14 protein-coding genes and 3 pseudogenes are annotated in these 18,249 nt (G+C 66.2%); 9 read left to right on the top strand and 8 right to left on the bottom strand.

Annotation, left to right across the window (positions count from 1 at the left end):
- Positions 1–333 precede the first annotated feature (333 nt).
- Positions 334–927 carry a hypothetical protein gene (locus tag ASF20_RS03950; RefSeq protein WP_056271040.1) on the top strand — a complete coding sequence of 198 codons (594 nt, stop codon included), beginning with the start codon at positions 334–336 and terminating at the stop codon, positions 925–927.
- Between the two features lie 113 nt (positions 928–1,040).
- On the opposite strand, the gene ASF20_RS03945 is transcribed toward ASF20_RS03950, so the two are convergent.
- The 3 genes from ASF20_RS03945 to ASF20_RS03935 are packed head-to-tail and all read right to left on the bottom strand — an operon-like array spanning position 1,041 to position 7,177.
- Positions 1,041–4,166 (bottom strand): helicase-related protein, encoded by a 3,126-nt coding sequence (locus tag ASF20_RS03945; RefSeq protein ID WP_056271038.1) that lies wholly within the window; start codon positions 4,164–4,166, stop codon positions 1,041–1,043.
- Complete coding sequence (locus ASF20_RS03940) at positions 4,156–6,009, bottom strand: phospholipase D family protein (protein ID WP_056271034.1); 1,854 nt, start codon at positions 6,007–6,009, stop codon at positions 4,156–4,158. The genes ASF20_RS03945 and ASF20_RS03940 overlap by 11 nt, the downstream gene beginning before the upstream one ends.
- Complete coding sequence (locus ASF20_RS03935; protein ID WP_056271031.1) at positions 6,002–7,177, bottom strand: DUF6361 family protein; 1,176 nt, start codon at positions 7,175–7,177, stop codon at positions 6,002–6,004. Before ASF20_RS03935 ends, ASF20_RS03940 begins: the two co-directional genes overlap by 8 nt.
- A gap of 677 nt (positions 7,178–7,854) precedes the next feature.
- Here ASF20_RS03935 and ASF20_RS03930 point away from each other — a divergent pair.
- The 4 genes from ASF20_RS03930 to ASF20_RS03915 all read left to right on the top strand — a co-directional run bounded on the left by ASF20_RS03930 (position 7,855) and on the right by ASF20_RS03915 (position 10,249).
- Complete coding sequence (locus tag ASF20_RS03930) at positions 7,855–8,175, top strand: PsiF family protein (RefSeq protein ID WP_056271075.1); 321 nt, start codon at positions 7,855–7,857, stop codon at positions 8,173–8,175.
- 130 nt (positions 8,176–8,305) lie between these two features.
- Positions 8,306–9,424, top strand: coding sequence for an FAD-binding domain-containing protein (locus tag ASF20_RS03925; RefSeq protein ID WP_056271027.1), 1,119 nt, complete (start codon positions 8,306–8,308; stop codon positions 9,422–9,424).
- Between the two features lie 187 nt (positions 9,425–9,611).
- Positions 9,612–9,827 (top strand): hypothetical protein, encoded by a 216-nt coding sequence (locus ASF20_RS03920; protein WP_056271025.1) that lies wholly within the window; start codon positions 9,612–9,614, stop codon positions 9,825–9,827.
- 29 nt (positions 9,828–9,856) lie between these two features.
- A complete protein-coding gene (locus ASF20_RS03915; protein ID WP_056271022.1) occupies positions 9,857–10,249 on the top strand; it encodes a hypothetical protein in 393 nt (130 codons plus the stop codon).
- 199 nt (positions 10,250–10,448) lie between these two features.
- Here ASF20_RS03915 and ASF20_RS23050 read toward each other — a convergent pair.
- The 3 genes and pseudogenes from ASF20_RS23050 to ASF20_RS03910 all read right to left on the bottom strand — a co-directional run.
- A pseudogene (locus ASF20_RS23050) lies at positions 10,449–10,646 on the bottom strand (DUF4113 domain-containing protein); the annotation flags it as partial.
- The gene (locus tag ASF20_RS24710; RefSeq protein ID WP_210166840.1) at positions 10,585–10,770 is read right to left on the bottom strand and encodes a hypothetical protein; all 186 of its coding nucleotides are present in this window, start codon (positions 10,768–10,770) and stop codon (positions 10,585–10,587) included. The gene ASF20_RS24710 and the pseudogene ASF20_RS23050, both read right to left, overlap by 62 nt.
- Positions 10,767–10,973, bottom strand: coding sequence for a hypothetical protein (locus tag ASF20_RS03910; RefSeq protein ID WP_056271020.1), 207 nt, complete (start codon positions 10,971–10,973; stop codon positions 10,767–10,769). The genes ASF20_RS24710 and ASF20_RS03910 overlap by 4 nt, the downstream gene beginning before the upstream one ends.
- A 529-nt stretch (positions 10,974–11,502) precedes the next feature.
- Here ASF20_RS03910 and ASF20_RS23040 point away from each other — a divergent pair.
- Positions 11,503–12,349: pseudogene (locus ASF20_RS23040) on the top strand (IS3 family transposase); the annotation flags it as partial.
- 237 nt (positions 12,350–12,586) lie between these two features.
- Here ASF20_RS23040 and ASF20_RS03890 read toward each other — a convergent pair.
- On the bottom strand, positions 12,587–13,864 hold the full coding sequence (locus tag ASF20_RS03890; protein ID WP_056271012.1) for an IS110 family transposase: 1,278 nt from the start codon (positions 13,862–13,864) through the stop codon (positions 12,587–12,589).
- A gap of 146 nt (positions 13,865–14,010) precedes the next feature.
- Here ASF20_RS03890 and ASF20_RS03885 point away from each other — a divergent pair.
- Positions 14,011–14,301: pseudogene (locus tag ASF20_RS03885) on the top strand (transposase); the annotation flags it as partial.
- Positions 14,302–14,936: 635 nt separating this feature from the next.
- Here the strand turns inward: ASF20_RS03885 and ASF20_RS03880 are convergent.
- Complete coding sequence (locus ASF20_RS03880) at positions 14,937–15,653, bottom strand: gamma-glutamyl-gamma-aminobutyrate hydrolase family protein (RefSeq protein WP_056271008.1); 717 nt, start codon at positions 15,651–15,653, stop codon at positions 14,937–14,939.
- A 337-nt stretch (positions 15,654–15,990) separates the two neighbouring features.
- On the opposite strand from ASF20_RS03880, the gene ASF20_RS03875 reads away from it, so the two are divergent.
- Entirely contained in the window at positions 15,991–17,643 is a 1,653-nt protein-coding gene (locus ASF20_RS03875; protein WP_082501155.1) for a GAF domain-containing protein, read from the top strand.
- A gap of 112 nt (positions 17,644–17,755) precedes the next feature.
- Positions 17,756–18,157: a response regulator gene (locus ASF20_RS03870; RefSeq protein WP_200917624.1), complete on the top strand. Its 402-nt coding sequence runs from the start codon at positions 17,756–17,758 to the stop codon at positions 18,155–18,157.
- Positions 18,158–18,249: the final 92 nt, after the last annotated feature.

Below are 18,249 nucleotides of genomic sequence, written 5' to 3'. Positions count from 1 at the left end.
TCCGTCCTCCAGGCTCAAAAGCCATACCAAAGGGCGGACCACTTCAATGGGGGCGGATCAGTTACGTCCTGCGTCGTCGTCTGACACCAAATCACCGCTAGCTATCTGGACTGCCGGATTGCAGCACAATCGGCCACCCTGCGCCGCCCTTTTCGAGTGGCCGAGGCGCCTCGTCGTGCTAGTGTGACTTAGGAATCACACGCTACGGACGGAGCCGGAAGTGACAGCAGGAACGAAGAAAATCGTGATGACAGAGAGGACGTCTCAGCCCGTGCGCTGAAGGCTACCGGTATCGCTTGCCCCTAATCGGGCGCTTCTTCTCAACCGGGCTGCATGCTCGGCATCGTTCCGAGGTCCGGCGCCATACGCCTTCTAATCCTGTCCAACCTGCACCAGGGTGGGGGCAGCACGCCGTTTGACCCGTCCGACATCCGCGGGTCGTTCGACATCGCCGTCATCGCCGGCGATTGTGCCGGCCGACTGATATGCTCGCTCGCGTGGCTGGGGGAGCGGTTTGCCGGCACGCCAACGATCTACGTCCCTGGCAACCACGACTTCTACCGCGACGAGGGTCCCTTCGGCTTCACGATGGGGGACGAAATCGATGCGGGCAGGGAGGCCGTAGCGAGGCTCGGCATCCATCTTCTGTCGGACGACGGCTGTGAAATCGGCGGACTGCGCTTCTTCGGGGCGACGCTCTGGACCGACCTGCGGGCGTCGCTTCATTGGAACCGGTCGCAGACGTTCGCTGAGGCGCGACGCTGGATGAACGATTACCGGCGGATCCACCGGCGGTCGTCGACACGACGCTCGGGGCGGATCTGTCCCGAAGACACGTTGACATGGCACCGGCGGTCCAGGGCCTTCTTCGAGGCCGCTCTTAAAGGAGGCAATGTAGAGCAGACGATCGTCATCACCGCCTACTAGAGTAGCGTCGCTGACGTGATGTTCCATCGGCCTGTCCTAGGCTCGTTGCAGGCGATCCTACTCGCTCGGGTTGGGCTGAGCTACGGACAAATTTCAAATCGAGACCCTGCCCATCAAGGTTGCAACTTGATTTGCAACTGCTCCAGTTCGCTCAAATCAAATCCCTCTCCGATCAATCGCGTCAAGTGAGCCAAAAGATCGTCCTGACGTGGCTGTCCGAAGGCTAAGCGGTAGATGGTCAGGCTGCGCTTGAGCCAAGCGAGTCGCGTCGTTTCCCGACTGAACGGCAGCATCGGCACGCGCCGTTCGATCTTCGCTGGTCCTTCGTAGATCCAATAGGGAACGAGTTGGCCATGGTTGGGCGCTGCGCGTTGCGCTGCCGTGAACATTGCCGCCCAAGGATCCGCGGGCGCCGCATTGCTATTGCGGATCGCGTCGGCATGCGCCGCGGCAACGTTCAGGCGGACAGCATGACCCTTGAATCGATGCACGCGCCCTTCGCGCTGCTCGAGGTCGACTGGATTGCCCGGCAAGTTCCAGTGGTAGACGCGATGGCAGTAAGGATGGAAGTCGAGCCCCTCCTGCCCGATAGATGTGGTGGCGAGGACGAAGGGCCGGAACGGCGAATTGAAGGCCTTGCGGACCGTGCCGAGCCGGACGGTCCCGCCCTCCTCATCCTTCATCTCGGCCAAGCGCATGGCGAAGCGGCCGCGCATCCTGATGGGCGGTCGAAGGATGATCTTGCCGTCCTCAATGCCCACATCGTCCAAGTCAATTTGCGACGGCCGGATAGAGAGCGCGCTGGCCATCGCCTTAGCGACGCCAGTCACCCGCTCCGCCGCACTCTTGCCAGACAGGCCTTCGCCATCGACCAGGTAATGCGCGTATTCGTCGAGTACCGCCTGCAGGTTATTCGCGGCGCAATGGGCGAGAACGTTGCGCCAGTAGTGCTCCTCGCTCTCCTGCCTAAGGAGCGCGACCGCCTCGTGCTGGTTGAAGAGCGTCCGGAATCCCCAGGCGACCAGGGTCGCGCTCTCAAGCAGTGCGGGATCGTGCCAAGACAGCTCGGGCGCGATCCGGCGCAGCGCCCTCAATGCGCAGACCGCCGGGCTACCAAGCGCGACGTCGACCATCAGGTCGACGGCGGTGCTTTCGATCGAGGGCGGCGTCCCGTCGGCCGCAACGCGCCTGAGCTCGGCGACGTGCTCACGGAAGCCCGCCTCGTCCCCGGTCCAGGCGAACGAGGCGCCGTCTGCCAGCCACGTGCCAGCGCCCGTCCGGAGAGCCGCGTCTATAGACGCTGCGGTGGACCACTCCCAGTCGCGCGACCCCGACAGCTCGCCGCCGCCCGCCGAGAGAAGACAACCCAGGCCGGCGACGATCCTGTCGCGCACCGCCGCGCGCATGGCGTCGAGCCCGGGACGTTCCGCCGCGGCGGCGAAGATTGCGAGCGGATCACCTAGCCTTGCCAGAGTCGGCGAGGGATAGACGAGGTTGAGCGACCTGAGCGCTGCGGGTCGGCCGTGCTCCAGTCTGAACTGGAGGGGTCGTCTGCGGGTCGCCTCGGAGTAAGGTCGCTTCAGGGCAGCGGCCCCCATCCGCCGCTCGGCCTCGTATGACACCAGCGACGCAATGGCGTCGGGTACCATCTGCCACGCCGAGAAAACGAGCGCCTTGGTGGCGGGCACTCCGGTGGTAGCCGGACCATAGTAGGGAAGCGACGGCGCGATCCAGAGCTGCTGGTCGAGCCCGGCGTCGAACAGGTCCGACATGAGCGCGCGGAGTCGCCCATTGGCGGGATCGATGGGCTCGTAGGCCTCAATCGCCTCCCGGCGCAGCGCGAGTGTCTCGGCCTTGGCGAGGGCGGCGACAAGCGCCGGATCCGGCTTGGACGAGCGCTCCTTTAGCCGGCGCTTCAGCGTGTAGTCGCGCATGAAGTTAAGGAGATAGGGCGCCGACTTCCAGTACTCCGTGATCTCCGGCGCATCGGCCGCGAGCGCGACGCGCGAGGCCGCCGCAGCCTGGTGCAGGTCGCTCGGACCTACGGTTGCCGGCATTGGCGGCTCGGTGAGCATGGAGTCCCGCTCGGCCGTACTGCCGACACGCTCAGTGCGGCTCATCACCCGCCTGAGCCGCCGCTCCACACCCTTCCGCGCCTGCTTGGCGTCGGGCGTGCTGGCTGGTAGCCGTTGGAGGAACCCGCGGAAGCGGCGCATCTCGGCATCCAAGTCCGCTGCCGCCTGCGCCGCCCGCTCGCGACCGTGCAGGAAACCAACCGTCTCCAGGAAATCGGCGTAGTGATCGCCCTCGGCTGGATCGTCGTCCGACAGCGTCAGCATCTTGTAGGGGGTAGCCGAGAGCAGGAGCGTCCTGGCGCCTGTCGCCTCGTCGCCATACTCGAACAGAGCGCGCGCAAGCTCGCCCGCGTCGCCGTCGCCACGCAGCAGCTCGCGGAAACGCTGGAACTCGTCGAGGATGATGAGATCGGGCTTGAGCGCGCTCACACATGCGTGCGACAGCGCCTTTCGGAGTTCGCCGACCAGCATATCGCGTGCCGAGACGCTCTGCCACGGGTATGACCCGCGGCGTCGGTCGAACAGGCGACAGACCTCCGCAAGGTCGCATTGGAGCTTGTTGCTCCTCTCAATCGCAGCCCGGAACCGGCGAACGATGGTCGTGTCGACGCCTTCGAGCGTCATGTGCTCGACGTGCCAGTCCCAATTGCCGTCGCCGGCCCTGACCTGCAGGGCGTTCCTGAGCGGCGTGAATCTCGCGAACGGCTCCAGCAGCCGCACGAGCAGCGCGCGCTCGTCAATCACGCCAGTCGTCGACTTCAGGTTGAAAGTGGTGCCCGGCGTGAGGCTGATGAAGTTGACCTTGTTGGACGCGAGCGAGTCGTCGCCCCTGAGTTGAAGAGGTACGAGCGTGATGCGGGTCGGGAGGGCCATCGCCTCCTTGCCGATCACGTTCAGCCGATTGAGGTTCTGCTGCGCAATCGCTTGGTTCGAGCAGATGTAGAGGATGTCGATCCGCTTGGCGTCGTCCCAGAGCCTCTCTATCGTTTTGGCGATCACGCCCCGCGCAATCATCGTCTTGCCGAGCCCGACCTCGTCCGCCACGAGGAAGTGCCGCACTTGGTCTGGGCCGTGCAGCCTATCGAACACGTAGTCGACCGTGCGGAGCTGGAAGCTTTTCAGCTGCGCGAGCGCCGGCTTGGCATCGAACCGCTCACCGCGCATCCGCTGTCTCCAATGCCGTGCGGAACACGCGCCACAGCGCTAAGAAGTCGTCAGGTACGCCCTTCTCTCCGCTCGCCCCGCTCGCCTCCAGACGCCTGACGAGCCTCTCGATGGCGTCGAGCCGCCCGTCACCGGAGCAGTGCGCGCGAACGAGATCCTCCAAGAGTGGCTGGTCGTCGGAGCCGGCTCGCCAGCCCCCGCCATCCGCTCCATCCTGCACTATGCGCACCGCGCCGAACGGGTCGCCGAGTTCCGCCAGCAGCAGGCGCAGGTAGCGCAGGAAGGTCTCCCTGCTGCCTATCACCCAGCGCAGGATCGCGCCGTCGCGCTCCGCCGGCAGCCCGTCGAGAAGCAGGCCGGTGCTGAAAGTCTCAGCGCGCGCCGTCTCGGCCTCGGTGATCTCGATGGCCAGGAACCGCGTCAGGTCGATGAGCGCCACGTCGCCGAGGGTGAGCGGCGAGCCGGCACGGATCGCGTCGAGCGCTTCACGGTAATGCCCCTCGCCCAGCGTGATCGGCCAAACGCGCACACGCCCGAGCCGCTCGAGGGACAGGCCCCCTTCGGGCGGGATCAGGAGAAGGCGCCAGCGGGGGTCGCCGACGTCCTCCACCTTTTCGCAGCGGAGACGCAGGCCGCTGCGCGCCAGTGCCCTGCGGGCCTCCAGCAGCGCGCGCTCGGCCGCGGCGTCAGCCGGGTCGGGCTTCTCGACCTCGCCCGATTCGAAGGCCCTGGTCAGTCGCCCGAAGCCGGTGTCGCCGAGGATGTCGTCGATCCCGCCGAGCTTGGAGCGCAAACCGGTGAACGTAGCGAACACCTCGACGTTTGCCGTGGTCCGTCCGCGTGCGCCGAGAAGCGCCGCGCCGGTGGCGTTCCCCGACCCAAGCGTCAGGCGCGTCCTCCAGCCTTGCTCCTGAACGTAGATCTTGGCGTGCAGACCCTGCTGCTCGCCCGCGCGCAGCTCCTCGCCGTCCTCCGTCTCCGCTTGTTCGTCGAGGACCGCGACGCGGCCGAATTTGTCCAGCGTCGCGTCCGCAATGCAGGCAAGCTGGTCAGGCCGGCTGATCAGCACGGGCGCCTCGTCTGCGTGCTCGGCGAGATAGTCGAGAGCCGCAGCGTCGCAGAACGGCGACACGATGCCGATCTTCCTGCACCACTCCGGTTTCCAGTGGTGCCTTCCGACGCCGTTCACGGCGAAAGCGACCTCCTCGCAGCCGTCCGGCATATCCCACTTTGTGTGCCGGAGATCTTCCGCGACGGCTACGACGAGCGCCCGGCGCTCGGCGTCGACATCGCCAACGGCTATGTCTGGAAGTGCAGCGACCAAATCGTGGAGCGGCCTGTTGCCTGCCTTCGGGCTTCCGGTCCTCACCCCGTCGAGGCGCACGACGGCGTCCCAGGACCGATCCCGCGTGAGATTGCGCGACAGGACCAGCAGCCGCATGAAAGTCGGGCCGTCGCCGTGCAGCGGGTGGAACCGCAGCGCCCAGAGCTTGGGGTGAAAGCTGCCACCCTGCGGCGCCTCAACCTCGACGATCGTCCGTTCCAGCAGGGAGCAAAGGCGGTTGCCGAGCCCCGCGCCCGCATGGATCTGCCCTGCGTCGACGAACACCGCCAGCCTGCCGGCGATGCGCTCCGCGCCCTCCAGCAGCGCGATGGGATGGCTCAGCAGGTCGTGGCGATTCTCGGCCGCGAACAGCGCCAGGCTGACCGGAACCGCGAGCGCGGTCTCGAAGTCCATGGAGAAGGTAGTCGCGACGCCGGCCTCGAAGCGATAGCCGGGAGGCGCCTGCAGGCTCTCTCCGTAGAGGAGCCGCGTCTCGGGATCGAGCGTTGCCCTAGCCACGCGCGAGGTCGTCCAGATGGCGCCTGGCCTGGGACCATCGGAATTGCAGGCGGTAAGCGCCGGACGAGCCCTGCCATCGGTCGCGCGCCGCCCGGTTCGCGAAGCGCGACTGCCCCTTCTTGAGCCGTCGCTCACGAGTCTCGACCATGGCGTCCGCCTTCCTACGGTCGCGCCCGAGGCCACGGGTCGCCCGCAGCAGTTCCACCCATTCGGAGACGAAGCGGCGAGTGGGCTCCAGCACCTGATGAGCCGGGTGCCCCGTCTCCTGCCAAAAGATGTCTAGGGACCAGTTTTGCAGCCGGGCCGCGTCGAAGGACTGCCTCCACTGTGCGAGCTGATCCTCGTAGCGCCCCACCCAATCTGCATTGCCGCGCCGCTCGCTCAGCATCAGGTTATAGAGGAGCGACGCTCCGTACATCGCATCCGAGAAGATTTCGGCGTGGGCGACGATGCGGCGCGAGACGGAGGGGAAGTCGGCCACGTGCGGATGCGTCCAGATGTCGTCTGCGTCCGCGCGGCCGTCGCGGCTCGCGAGGAAGGCCAGGAGGCTGTCGGGATTGCTGTCAACGAGGCGGTCGACGATGAACGCCGCCTCCTCGTCAGTGAGGGCGAAGGTTGCGACCTGCAGGAGATCGGCAGGTGCTTCGGGCAAGCGCGGGTGCCACGGCGTCGATTGCGTGCGATCGGCACTGTGGTCATCGTCCGCGTGATCTTTCGCAACGGCTCTGGACCACGTCGGAAGCGAAGCCGCATACGCCTCGATCGAACCGGGGAACCGCCGGATGCCCCAAGTGTGCAGACCCGACCAGTAAACACTGGCGGGGAGCCTCTTCAGCTTGGAGCCCGCATTCACGCCGATCACACCATTGTCCTGCATACCGGCGACGAGCGCGTTGCGGAGCCGGATCTGGTCTGTGCGCGCCTGCTCGGCGACCTCGCGTGCATCGCTGCGAGCGGTCAGCTGCGAAAAAATCCAGGGTACGAACAGCATATAGCGCAGTCGCGTCTGGACGGTGCTCGTGCCCGGGAACAGGTGGTCGGCGATAGAGTCCCTAATCGCCCCCAGCCCGAGTTCGTCGCGGGTATCCCGCTCGGTGAAAAGTTGCATGAGCCGCTGTGCGCGTTCGCGTTCCGCCTCATCAAAATCAATCCATCCAATGGCGGACATGTGGCGCGTCGACCTCGCTCCCGGTCTGCTGATTTCCGACGCTCTTGGTCTACGGTCAAGTCTGATGGATTGGTCAGATGCCGGCTCAAAGCCGATTTAGAGATACGCACCTCTTAACTCTCAATCAGGCCGGTCGTCACGGGGCCGCTGCATGACGCCCGCGAAGCCCAGCGCACCAAGATCCAGTGCCTCAACGAAGGCATCGACTGAGCGGACTAGGTTGTCTTCGGCGATCCAGTCCTCAAGACAAGGCGGGAACACCGTCGTCTGATGGCGCTTGGCACCGACAGCAAACCTCCCATGCCAGCCTCCGGTCAACCCGGAGAAAACAACCGTCATCGGGAGTTTGACATAGCCAAGGTCGAAACCGGGCGCTAGCTCGACCTCCGCTTTCGCATTTGAATGGCCTAAAGCTGGTGGCCGCTGTCCGACAACCTTCGAAATCCGGCATCAGCCAGACGTTAACTATAAATTTATCTAACAATCTCAATAATGTAGGTGTTCGCAGTCTTATTCTGATTGGCGCGCCAACGAAATCAAGAACTTAGTTATTGCCGGGCGGCTCATCTCACACAGTGAGCCCACATAGCTGTGCTTGTGGACCGTCATGTGCCCTACCTCGCTGACCGGAAGAGGCACTGCTACCGTAGGACAAGTTGTCCCGGAGCACCCTCCTGATGCGCGCTCTTACCTTCGCCCTGCCCATCATCCTCGGCCTTGCGGTTCCGGCCCTCGCCCAGGCGCCAACCCCCTCGGCAGCGCAAAGCGCTCAGCGTGAGCGGATGAAGAGTTGCAACGTCGATGCGGGCTCGCAGAAGCTCTCCGGCAGCGTGCGGAAGGGCTTCATGGCCGACTGCATCGCCGGCAAGACAGCGACGCCAGCGAAGGAACTGACGCCGCAGCAGGCCAAGATGAAGAGCTGCAACGCCGACGCCTCGGCCAAGAGCCTGAAGGGGACCGGGCGCAAAACCTTCATGAGCACCTGTCTGAAGGGGTGAGGCCGAGCGGCGGCGGGCCGAGGCGGCGAGCGTGGGGCTGGGATCGAGCAGCTTTCAGCGACCGGGAAATGGGTCGCATCGGCTGGTCTGGGCCCACTCCTAGGTAAGTGGCATGGATCGCAGCTTCCCCATGACCCGAGCCGCCGGGCTCGACCGCCTTTCGGAATTCCTCCTTGGCGCCGGTGCGGTCTACGCCGCCGACCGCAACACCGATCGGGGGCGTGAGCACACACCGACGACGTCGGCGCTTTCGCCCTATCTGCGCCGTCGTCTGATTACCGAGGCGGAGGTCGTGGCCGCCGCCGACAGCGCCTTTGGCGACGGGGGCGCGGAGAAGTTCGTGTCGGAGGTCTTCTGGCGGACCTACTTCAAGGGCCATCTGGAGACCCACCCCTCGGCCTGGACGGACGCCCTTGCGCTCGCCGCCGCGGACCATGAACGCCTCGCCGCCGAGCCGGGCCTGCGCCGGACCTACGAAGCGGCCGTGGAAGGGCGGTCCGGTATCGACGGCTTCGACGACTGGGCCCGCGACCTCGTCGAGACCGGCTGGCTGCACAACCACGCCCGGATGTGGTTCGCCTCGATCTGGATCTTCACGCTGCGGCTGCCCTGGGCGCTCGGTGCGGACTTCTTCATGCGCCATCTTCTCGACGGCGATTCGGCGAGCAACACGCTGTCGTGGCGCTGGGTGGCGGGCCTGCATACCCGCGGCAAGCACTACGTCGCCCGGGCGGAGAACATCCGCCGGTATACGGAGGGCCGCTACGATCCCGCCGGTCTCAACGAATACCCCGATGCGCTGGACGAGCCGATGCCGCCGCGCGAGGTCGCGCTGCCTCCGGCCGATGCCCCGCCGTCGGGCGACGTCGCGCTGCTCCTGCACCTCGACGATCTTCATCCGGAGAGCCTGCCGCTGGGCGGCGCGACGGTCGTACGCATCGGCGGCCTGATCGTCTATGCGGATGGGGCGTCCGACCGGGTTCGGTCCGCGGACGAGGCGGCGATGGCAGATGCCGTGGCCCGGGCCGAAGCGCATTTCGGATGCCCGGCGGCGGAGGTCGAAGCCGGATGGGCGGACGACCTGCCGGTGATAACGGCCTGGGCGCCGGTCGGACCGTCGGCGGCGGCGTTGCCGCTTGGCTGCCTGCGCGTCCGCCGGGGCTGGGACGAGACAGCTTGGCCGCGATCCGCGCGCGGGTATTCCCGCCTGCGCTCCGCAATTCCGTCCGTACTGGCGGCCCAGGCCTGATCCTACCTCCTTGCGGCGGCTAATGGTTCGTTAACCATGCGGTCGGCACTCCTTACCGACGCCATTGAAGAGCCCGAGGCGCGCGCTGAGAAGAGGATCCAATCATGATCGAGGCGGCCCTCCTTATCGCGCTAACCGCTGCCCTCAGCGCTGCCGCGGCTGGAGCCATTAGCGAGCCGGAAGATTGATGAGCCAGAAGCGACGGGCTCGCCCCGATTTCGATCCCCTGACTGAAGCGCAGCTCATCGCCGGGCGCACAACCGCCCGACGTGTCCTGCTTCAGCCCTCGGCCGACCAAAATCTCGGTGAGTTGTTGAACGCGATCGACCACGTCGCTGAAGCGGCCACAGGAGAGCGGAGCTTCCTGCATCTGAAGCCGAGCCTGGCGCCGGTGAAGTACTGAACGGTCGGCTAGGCTGAGAGAACACCAGCATGTCGACACAGCTTCGGGCAGACGTCGCTCGGGCGCTTGACGCCGCCACCGAGCAGGTGCGAGCTCATCGCGTGTGGGCCACCACGTTTGTCGACGATGTTATGCGGCTGGTGGATGGGACGCTCCGCTTCCTCGAAGCAGACCAAAGCATATGGCAAGCGCGCCGTACGATCCTCGAAAGGCTCGAAACCATCACGCTTCTGATGGAGCCGGAGAAAGCCGCGACCGTCGCGGGGCCTGCAGCCGGACTCTCTCCGCGGGCCCTGTCGACGGCCCGTGCGCATGCAATCGAAGCTATCGATCACCTGCGGACGAAGGTATTAGGTCAAGGTCGCGTGAACGCCGCCGGCGATCGGGTAGGCCTCGGGCAAGCAGGCGCGCTTATCGGCTGACAGCCTGCCCACACCCAAAGGTTGACGCCACCAAAGCGCCCAAGCGTGCTAACCGGTAGTATGCCTCGCTGGTTCTTTCTCCTCTTCTCTATCGCGCTCGGCCTGTCCGTTGTCGGTGGCGTGCTAATCTTCCTGCGGTCACCGACGCCGGTCGAGCAGCCTCAAAACTGAGCCCTCGTGCGCGCGCTTGCCACTTTGATCAGGCGTCCGCCGTCGGCAACTGCGCGACCTGCCTGGTATAGCGCGGGCTGCGCATCTCGAATTTCGTCGACCAGGTGCGCTTCTCGGTCAGGCCGGCGCGGGCTGGCACGACGGCGCCCCGGCGGAAGCGCGCGTTACAGGCGTCCATCGCTCACATCAGCGGCGCCCTGTGCTCGCGGTCGAGGTGCCCGATCAAGCGAGCCTTCGAGAAAGTCGTCGGCCGGCGACGGGAAGCCGGTGCAGAACGCAGCGCCCTGGATCAGGATGCGGACCGTACCGGCGCTATGGGGCGGAAGCTCCGCGATCTGAAGGAGCTTCATCGGCCGCCGTCCGGAGTGATCGCACCGTCGCGGATGTAGCCGCGCGAGATGAGGCGGCGCTGCGGTGCGGTCCGGCGCTCAGCCTCAGCCAGACCGCCGGGCGCGTCTTCAACCGCCTGGACGAGGGCGGCCCACGCGTCGCCGCGCGCGGCGCGGTGATAGGCAAGCGCGTTCGTCTCTTCTTCCCTCAAGCGAATGTCCATAGGGGGTTCGTTGGGCTTGGCCTGCCTCTCGCTTGCGGCTACTGTAAGAACACAACAGGAACAAAACGCATTGCCGGGCGTGGTTCAATCGAAACAGCCTAGCCAAGAAACAGAGCAGTGGACGTCTGCGGAGTGCGGTGTAGAAGACCAGTGCCGACGCGGCTTTACGGCTTCCACTGCACGAATGGACAGGACCTCGTTACTGATCTGCGCAGGTACGGACGCTGGCGCTGGTTCGCCTTCACGCCGAGCGAGTTGCCCTAGACCTCATGGGGCGCGGCGGACACCTCGGCTGGTCCGGCTGGTGGGTCGAAGTCTACGACCAGAACGGATGAGCAGTGATGTCCAAGGCGTTCACTGGCGTCCGGATTGATCGTCCGAGCATACGAGACAGAGAGAATGGCGTGGCCGAAACGTGGATCCTGACGAAGGACGGCAAGCGGCGGCGCGTGAGGGGAAACGGTGACCTGACCGGCTGGCTTTGGACCGGGCGGATTGAGAGGATCAGCCAGGACCGAAGGAGCTGGACATGCGGCGAGGTCAGAAGACGGGTGCGGAGCAGGTGGTGCTGAAGCTTCGCCAGATCGAGGTTCAGACGGCGCAGGGACGGCGCAGGGCAAGAGTTTAGCCCTGGCCTGCAAGGAGGCCGAGATCTCCGAGCAAAGCGACTCACGCTGGCGCAAGGTGTACGGCGGCTTGCAAAATCGACCAGGCGCGCCGGATGAAGGATCTGGAGCGCGAGAACGCGCGATTGCGCCGGCTCGTGGCGAACTTGTCGTTGGAGAAGCAGGTGCTGGCGGACGTCGCCGCGGGAAACTTATAGCCCCGGAGCGACGCCGGCAGGCCGTCGACGGCATTCGTGAGAAGTACGGCCTCTCGGAGCGCCACGCCTGCCGGATCGTCGGCCAGCACCGGGGCACGCAACGCTACGTGCCCACGGTACCGGCTGACGAGGATGCGCTGACCCGCGCCATCATCGCCTTGGCGTCCGAGTACGGACGCTACGGTCACCGCCGCGTCACCGCACTGCTGCAGGCAGCGGGCTGGCAGGTGGGGAAAGACCGGGTTCAGCGGATCTGGCGTCGTGAGGGGCTCAAGTCCCGCAAAAGCATCGGCCGCGAAGCCGACTGTGGTTGAACGATGGCTCCTGCGTGCGGCTGCGGCCTCTCCATCGCAATCACGTCTGGAGCTTCGACTTCGTGCAGGGCCAGACCCATGACGGGCGAAGCCTGCGTATCCTGACGCTGATCGACGAGCACAGTCGCGCCTGCCTGGCGCTGAAGGTCGCGAGGCGCATCAACAGTCTGGGTGTGATCGAGGCGCTGGCCGATGCGATGTACCTGCATGGCATCCCCGACAACATCCGCTCGGACAACGTCCTACGTAGCGAGGAAGGACGGCTGGCTAGGCAACAGTTCTCCGTCCGCGAACATGCGCCCGCGGTGTGTTTGTCGTCAACGTAGATCCAGGCGGCTCCTGCCGATCCGGAAGAATTCTCGGCCATAGCGAACACAGGATCCAGCCGATGCACGCGGCACCGTGGTCCTCACCGTCTTAACACGAGATGTCGATCCAGGCAGGAGACCCGAGCATTGTCTACAGGGTCGTGGTTCTCACGCCCTCACGGCTCTGCTGAGAGGGGTTCTCCCACCTGGTACCGGCCCCTCGACGAAGGGCCGGTAGTCGGCACCGGTCTTAATGACGGCGTGCACCACGCGCGCCATCTTGGCGGTGATCGCGGTCAGCGCCTTGCGCCGCAGGTCGGCATCGTGCCGGTCGCGGGCGATGTAGCGCTCGAACTTGTCGCGGAAGCCGTTCTCCCGCTGCCGGATGGCCACCTGCCCAGCCAGCCAGAGCGTGCGCCGGAGCCGGGCGTTGCCGTACTTCGACAGCTTGGTCTGGCCGCGGAAGGTGCCAGACTGCTGGGTGGCCAGATCGAGGCCGCAGAACTTCAGGAACTGCCGGTGATGGCTGAAGCGGCGCAGATCGCCAGCCTCGGCCAGGATGGTCAGCGCGTTAATCGGGCCGATACCGGGAATGCGACGTAGCAGTTTGTAATCCGAGCTGTCCGTCAGGAGGGCGTCGGCCGTGGCCTCGATGGCGTCGCGCTGCCGGATCAGCCCGCGCACCTCGCCGATGACGAGCCGGAACATGCTCACCGCCGGAGCATCAGGCGGCACCGGCAGTCCGATCGAGATGCGGGCCGTCTCGTAGATGTCGCCGAGCAGTTGCGCCTTGGCGACCTTGCGCCCGACGACATCCCAGGCGGCGGCGATGAAGGCCTCCTTGCTCAGCGCGGTGATGCTGGCAGGCGTGGGGAAGCGATCGAGGAAGGCGAAGAACCAGTCCGAGCGGCTGTTGTGGCGGAAGCGGTCGACCTCCGAGAAGTACAGCGGCAAGTAGTGGGTCAGGATCCGATGCAGCACCTCGGTCTTGGCCCGCGAGACGGCGTCGTGCGTCTTGGACAATTCCTGCACCTCGTTGATGCCGGCGGCGAGCGGATCTTGGTAGACCTGCGAGGCGCCGATGCGGATCATGTGCAGCATGACCTGGGCGTCCTTCGGGTCGTTCTTGTTCCAGCCGTTGTGCAGGGCCTCGCGGGTGCGGGCGAGTCCTACGGACGAGATCAGGCGCACGGTAAAGCCGGCCTGGAGCAGGCGCCAGGCGATCGGGCGGTGATAGTTGCCGGTCGCCTCGAACCCGCAGGTCACCGGCTGACCGAGATCGGTTAGGAGCGCGATCAGGCGGTCGTGCTCGGCACGGGTGTTGAGCACGCTCAACCGGCGTCGACGGCCGGAGCCGGGCACCTCGATCAGGACCTCATTTCGGGCTTTGGCGACGTCGATGGCTACGAGAACGCCGGCCGGCGGCGTAAGCTGTGGTCTGGTCATGGTCGATCCGTCTCTGGAATGAGGCTTCGAATACCGTCACTCTAAAGACCTGCCGATCGGCCATGACCGCCCAGGGCGGCACGCTGCGCTCAGCATGGCTTCGCGCGCCGCCCTAGAACCGTCGAGCCACCTTCCCGATGTGCTATGGACCGGAGTTCGCCGGTCGCATGCTCGACCAGTGGGCCTTCCTGAACGGGGTCGAGATCGACTTCTCACGACCGGGCAAGCCGACCGACAACGCCTATATCGAGTCGTTCAACGGCCGCCTACGAGCGGAATGCCTAAACGCCTCGTGGTTCCTGTCGCTGGCTGATGCCCGCGACCGCATCGAGGACTGGAGGTGCCACTACAACGACGATCGGCCCCATACGGCCCTGGGCGGCTCGACGCCACGAGCCTTCGCCAACCAAGCTGTCACAGCCCGAGAACTTGCATAGGCCGTGGACCACAAACGGGGTCAACTCCAACCATGCAGTAGCCTCTCAATCGGCTCGGTCCAAAATACCGGTCAGGTCAACATCCCAACCGCGTTCTGGCGAACGACTTGTGGCTGCAGGAAGCATCGTTTATTTTCTTAATGAATCGTACAAAGGCGGTTCCATTTTATTGCGGTCGATAAGGCAGGAGTGTCCTTAAAGGCCGTTGGTCTTTTCCTGCCGCGCTGCCCAAGCACCTGAGCCAAACTTCTATCCCCTGGTGAGGCTAAGCTCGGTCGGCGCACCTGATGTGACAATCACCTGCAAAGCCTTCTGAAGAACCCGCTGAGTGGTCGCGCGCGTCGCTCGATGGGGGCATCACGCGCTGGCTCGAGCCGACGGGTCGGTGAGGTTGTCCCTTGAACGCAGGGCGAGCCAAGGCCCCACCCTTGGGAAGCTGCGTGTCAAGCGTGGCCGTTCCGGCAGGGTGTCGTGGCGGCGCGGGGGTCGTGCACGCGGAGATCCATCCGCCGGATGCCCCTCGGTTTGGGCGCGGGCAGCCGTTCGCAAGGCCCTGGGCCTTCCTCCTGCCCAGCGGTCCGCGCGTCACGTCGGCATCGCTCGCGAAGGGGCGATCACGGCCGTGAGCCCTTCGCTCAGACGCCCCGGCCCGGTTCGGCAGGATTCCTGAGGAATCGCCGAATCCATCCGGCGACGCGCGCGCCGTCGTTGGGGGCATCGAGGGACGCCAGGGCCCGGGCCTGCACGGCCGCGTCGAGATCGCCCGGACGGTGCCCGGCGATCAGGGCACGGGCATAGTCGGTGGTGAATTCCGGGTGGAACTGGACGGAGAAGGCGCGCCGGTCCGAATAGGCGAGGATGCCGTGGGGCGTGAAGGCGCTGCCCGCCAGCGTTCGGCTCCCCGGCGGCGCCTCGACGACCTGATCCTGGTGGATGGCCGGGACGGCGACCCGCGGCTCTCCATCCATCCAGTCTGCCGCCCGATGAATGTCGTAGGTGTGCAGCCCGATCCCCCAGCCCTTCGGCGATTTCTCGACCCGTCCGCCGAAGGCGGCCGCCATGACCTGATGCCCGAAGCAGATCCCCACGAGAGGCTTGTCCGGGTCGAGATCGCGCAGGGAGGCGATCAGCGTTCCGATCCAGGGGAGGGGATCGTAGGCGCCGGCCGGCGAACCCGTCACGAGGGTGGCGTCGAAGGTGTCCGGATCGGTGGGCCATTCGTCCCGGTTCACCCGGAACACCGAGACGTCGTGCCCGGGGCCGAGCCGGTCGGCGGTCATCCGGCCATAGCCCGGGTATCGGCCGGCCAGCCGCTCCGGGGGCGTGCCCGCTTCGAGAATCGCGATCTTCATGGATGGGAGACGGTAAACCGGCGCTTCACCCCCGATACCAGAACCCCATACGGTCAGCCTGCGGATTCTTCATGTGAATCGCGCCGCGGCGGTGATTCGCGATTCGGGCATCGAAAGGTAGGCGATGGGCCCGCGTCCGACTGCCCGACCGACCGGCACCGCGATCCGGCGCAGGACCCAGTTTCGCGCGCGCGCCCGTTGTGCAACAGTTCCGGAATACGTCCGCATGGTTCTTCATCCATGGGAGTCGTCCCGTGGCACCCTCGTGCCGACACGGGCTCAGTGACTTCATCCGAAACGGAGGATACAACGGCTGGCCGCCGGGGAAGTTCCCTTCATGAGCTGTCATCTCGATCAGGGTATCAGGCCAGATACATCCGATCCGCAGCGGCTTGCTGAGCTGGCCGCGCTCGACATCCTCGACACAGCTCCGGAGCAGGCGTTCGATGATGTCGTTCAACTGGCCCGGTTGCTGTGCGGATCGCCCGTCGCCTTGATCAGCCTGGTCGACAGCGATCGGCAATGGTTCAAGGCCCGCGTCGGGTTTCCCCGCTGCGAGACCGATCTCAATGCGTCGGTCTGCGTCTACGCCCTGAGCGAGCCCGACCTGCTCGTGATTCCCGACCTGACGGGCGATCCCCGCACCTGCCGGAACCCCCTCGTCACGGGGGATCCGCATATCCGCTTCTACGCCGGCGCCCCCCTGCGGATGCCCAGCGGCCGCGTGCTCGGCACCCTGTGCGTGCTCGATCACCAGCCGCGCGCGGGTGGTCTGACGGACGATCAGGCGGACGGTCTGCGCCGCCTGACGCGTCAGGTGACGACGCTGATCGACGAGCGCCGGCAGATCGCCCTGGTGAAGGCCGAGGAGGTCTATGCCCGTGCGGCCTCCCTCCGGCGCGCCGCGCTGATCGAACTCGGGGATTTCCTGCGGAACGAGGCCTCCGTGCCGGCGATGACGCACCGGGCGGCGGAGATCGTCGGCCGGACCCTGGACGCCAGCCGGACCGGATACGGCGAACTCGACGGGGCCGGCGAGTACATCACCATCCATCGCGACTGGACCACCGTCGGCTCGGACAGCCTCGTCGGGCGGCATCGCTTCATGGACCACGAGACCCTCGCCCCCTGCCTTTCGCGCGGGGAGACCCTCGTGGTCGACGCCGTGGCCGAGGATCCGCGCACCGTGGAGGCGGCCGCGCTCCTCTCGCGAATCAATGTCGGCGCGATGCTCAACGTCCCGGTGCGTGAGCGCGGTCGCAGCGTCGGTCTCTTCTTCGTGCACAGCGACGCGCCGCGCCCGTGGCGGCACGAGGAGATCGCCTTCGTCCGCAACGTCGCGGATCGCGTCCAGGTGGGCATCGCGCGCCTGCGGGCCGAGGAACATCAGGCGGTGCTCAACCGCGAGCTCAGCCATCGCATGAAGAACATGCTGGCCATGGTCCAGGCGATCGCGACCCAGACCCTGCGCAGCGCACCCGACCTCGAGACCGCCAGGGACGTGCTGGCCGACCGCCTGATCGCGATGAGCAAGGCCCACGACCTGCTTCTCAGCGGAACCCGCGAGAGCGCCAGCATCGAGGCGGTCATTCGCGGGGCTCTCGAGATTCACGACGATGCCCGGTCGGAGCGGCTGCACCTGGCCGGTCCCTTCGTCCAGGTCGGCTCCAGGGCCGCCCTCTCCCTTGCGTTGATGGTCCACGAACTGGCGACGAACGCGGCCAAGTACGGGGCGCTGTCCCGATCCGAGGGCTCGGTCGCCGTGATCTGGACCATCGAGACCGAGGGGGCCGAAGCGATGCTGTCCCTGTGCTGGACCGAGCGTGGCGGCCCCGCGGTGGTCACCCCGACGCGCCGGGGTTTCGGAAGCCGCCTGATCGAGCGCGGCCTCGCCGGCGCGGTGGGCGGGGCGGTGAGCACCACCTACGCGTCCACAGGCCTGGTCTGTACCCTGGCTGCGCCCCTGCGCGGGATAGAAGCGGAGGAGTAAGGCCCATAGGGTCCGCCGGCTCGGAGTGCGGGACGAGAGGGCCGTTCGAGGCCGGTGGCGGCGACAGGGCCGCTATGCCGGACCTTTTCTCGACCGCGAAGCGTTGAGGTTCATGCCCTACCCGACCTCCTCCAAAGGCTCGCACGCTCTCGTGGTGGAGGATGACGGTCTGATCCGCATGGATGCCGTCGATATTCTCGAGCGGGCGGGCTACGCCACCCTTGAGGCTCAGACCGCGGATCAGGCCCTGGACCTGCTGCGCCGCTGCCATCGGGACGTGACCGTCCTGTTCACCGATGTCCGGATGCCCGGCACGCAAGACGGCTTCTCCCTGGCGCGGGAGACCGCGCGGACCTACCCGCACATCGCCATCCTGGTCTCGTCGGGAATTGCCCGTCCCGTCGTCGGCGACATGCCCGCGCTCGCCCATTTCATCGAGAAGCCCTTCAGCGCCCGCATCGTCAATCGCCATCTGCAGCAGATGATCGACGAGAACGGGTTGAAGGTTCAGTAGCGCCTGGGCCTGGGCTACGCCCCCGGGCGCCTTTCACCGCGCCCCTTGCCCCCGGCCACCACCGCGCGGCATTGCGAAAGGCGCCGCGATCG

This window comes from Methylobacterium sp. Leaf88, assembly GCF_001422795.1.
Taxonomy (GTDB): domain Bacteria; phylum Pseudomonadota; class Alphaproteobacteria; order Rhizobiales; family Beijerinckiaceae; genus Methylobacterium.
This window is presented reverse-complemented; position numbering and strand designations above follow the sequence as displayed.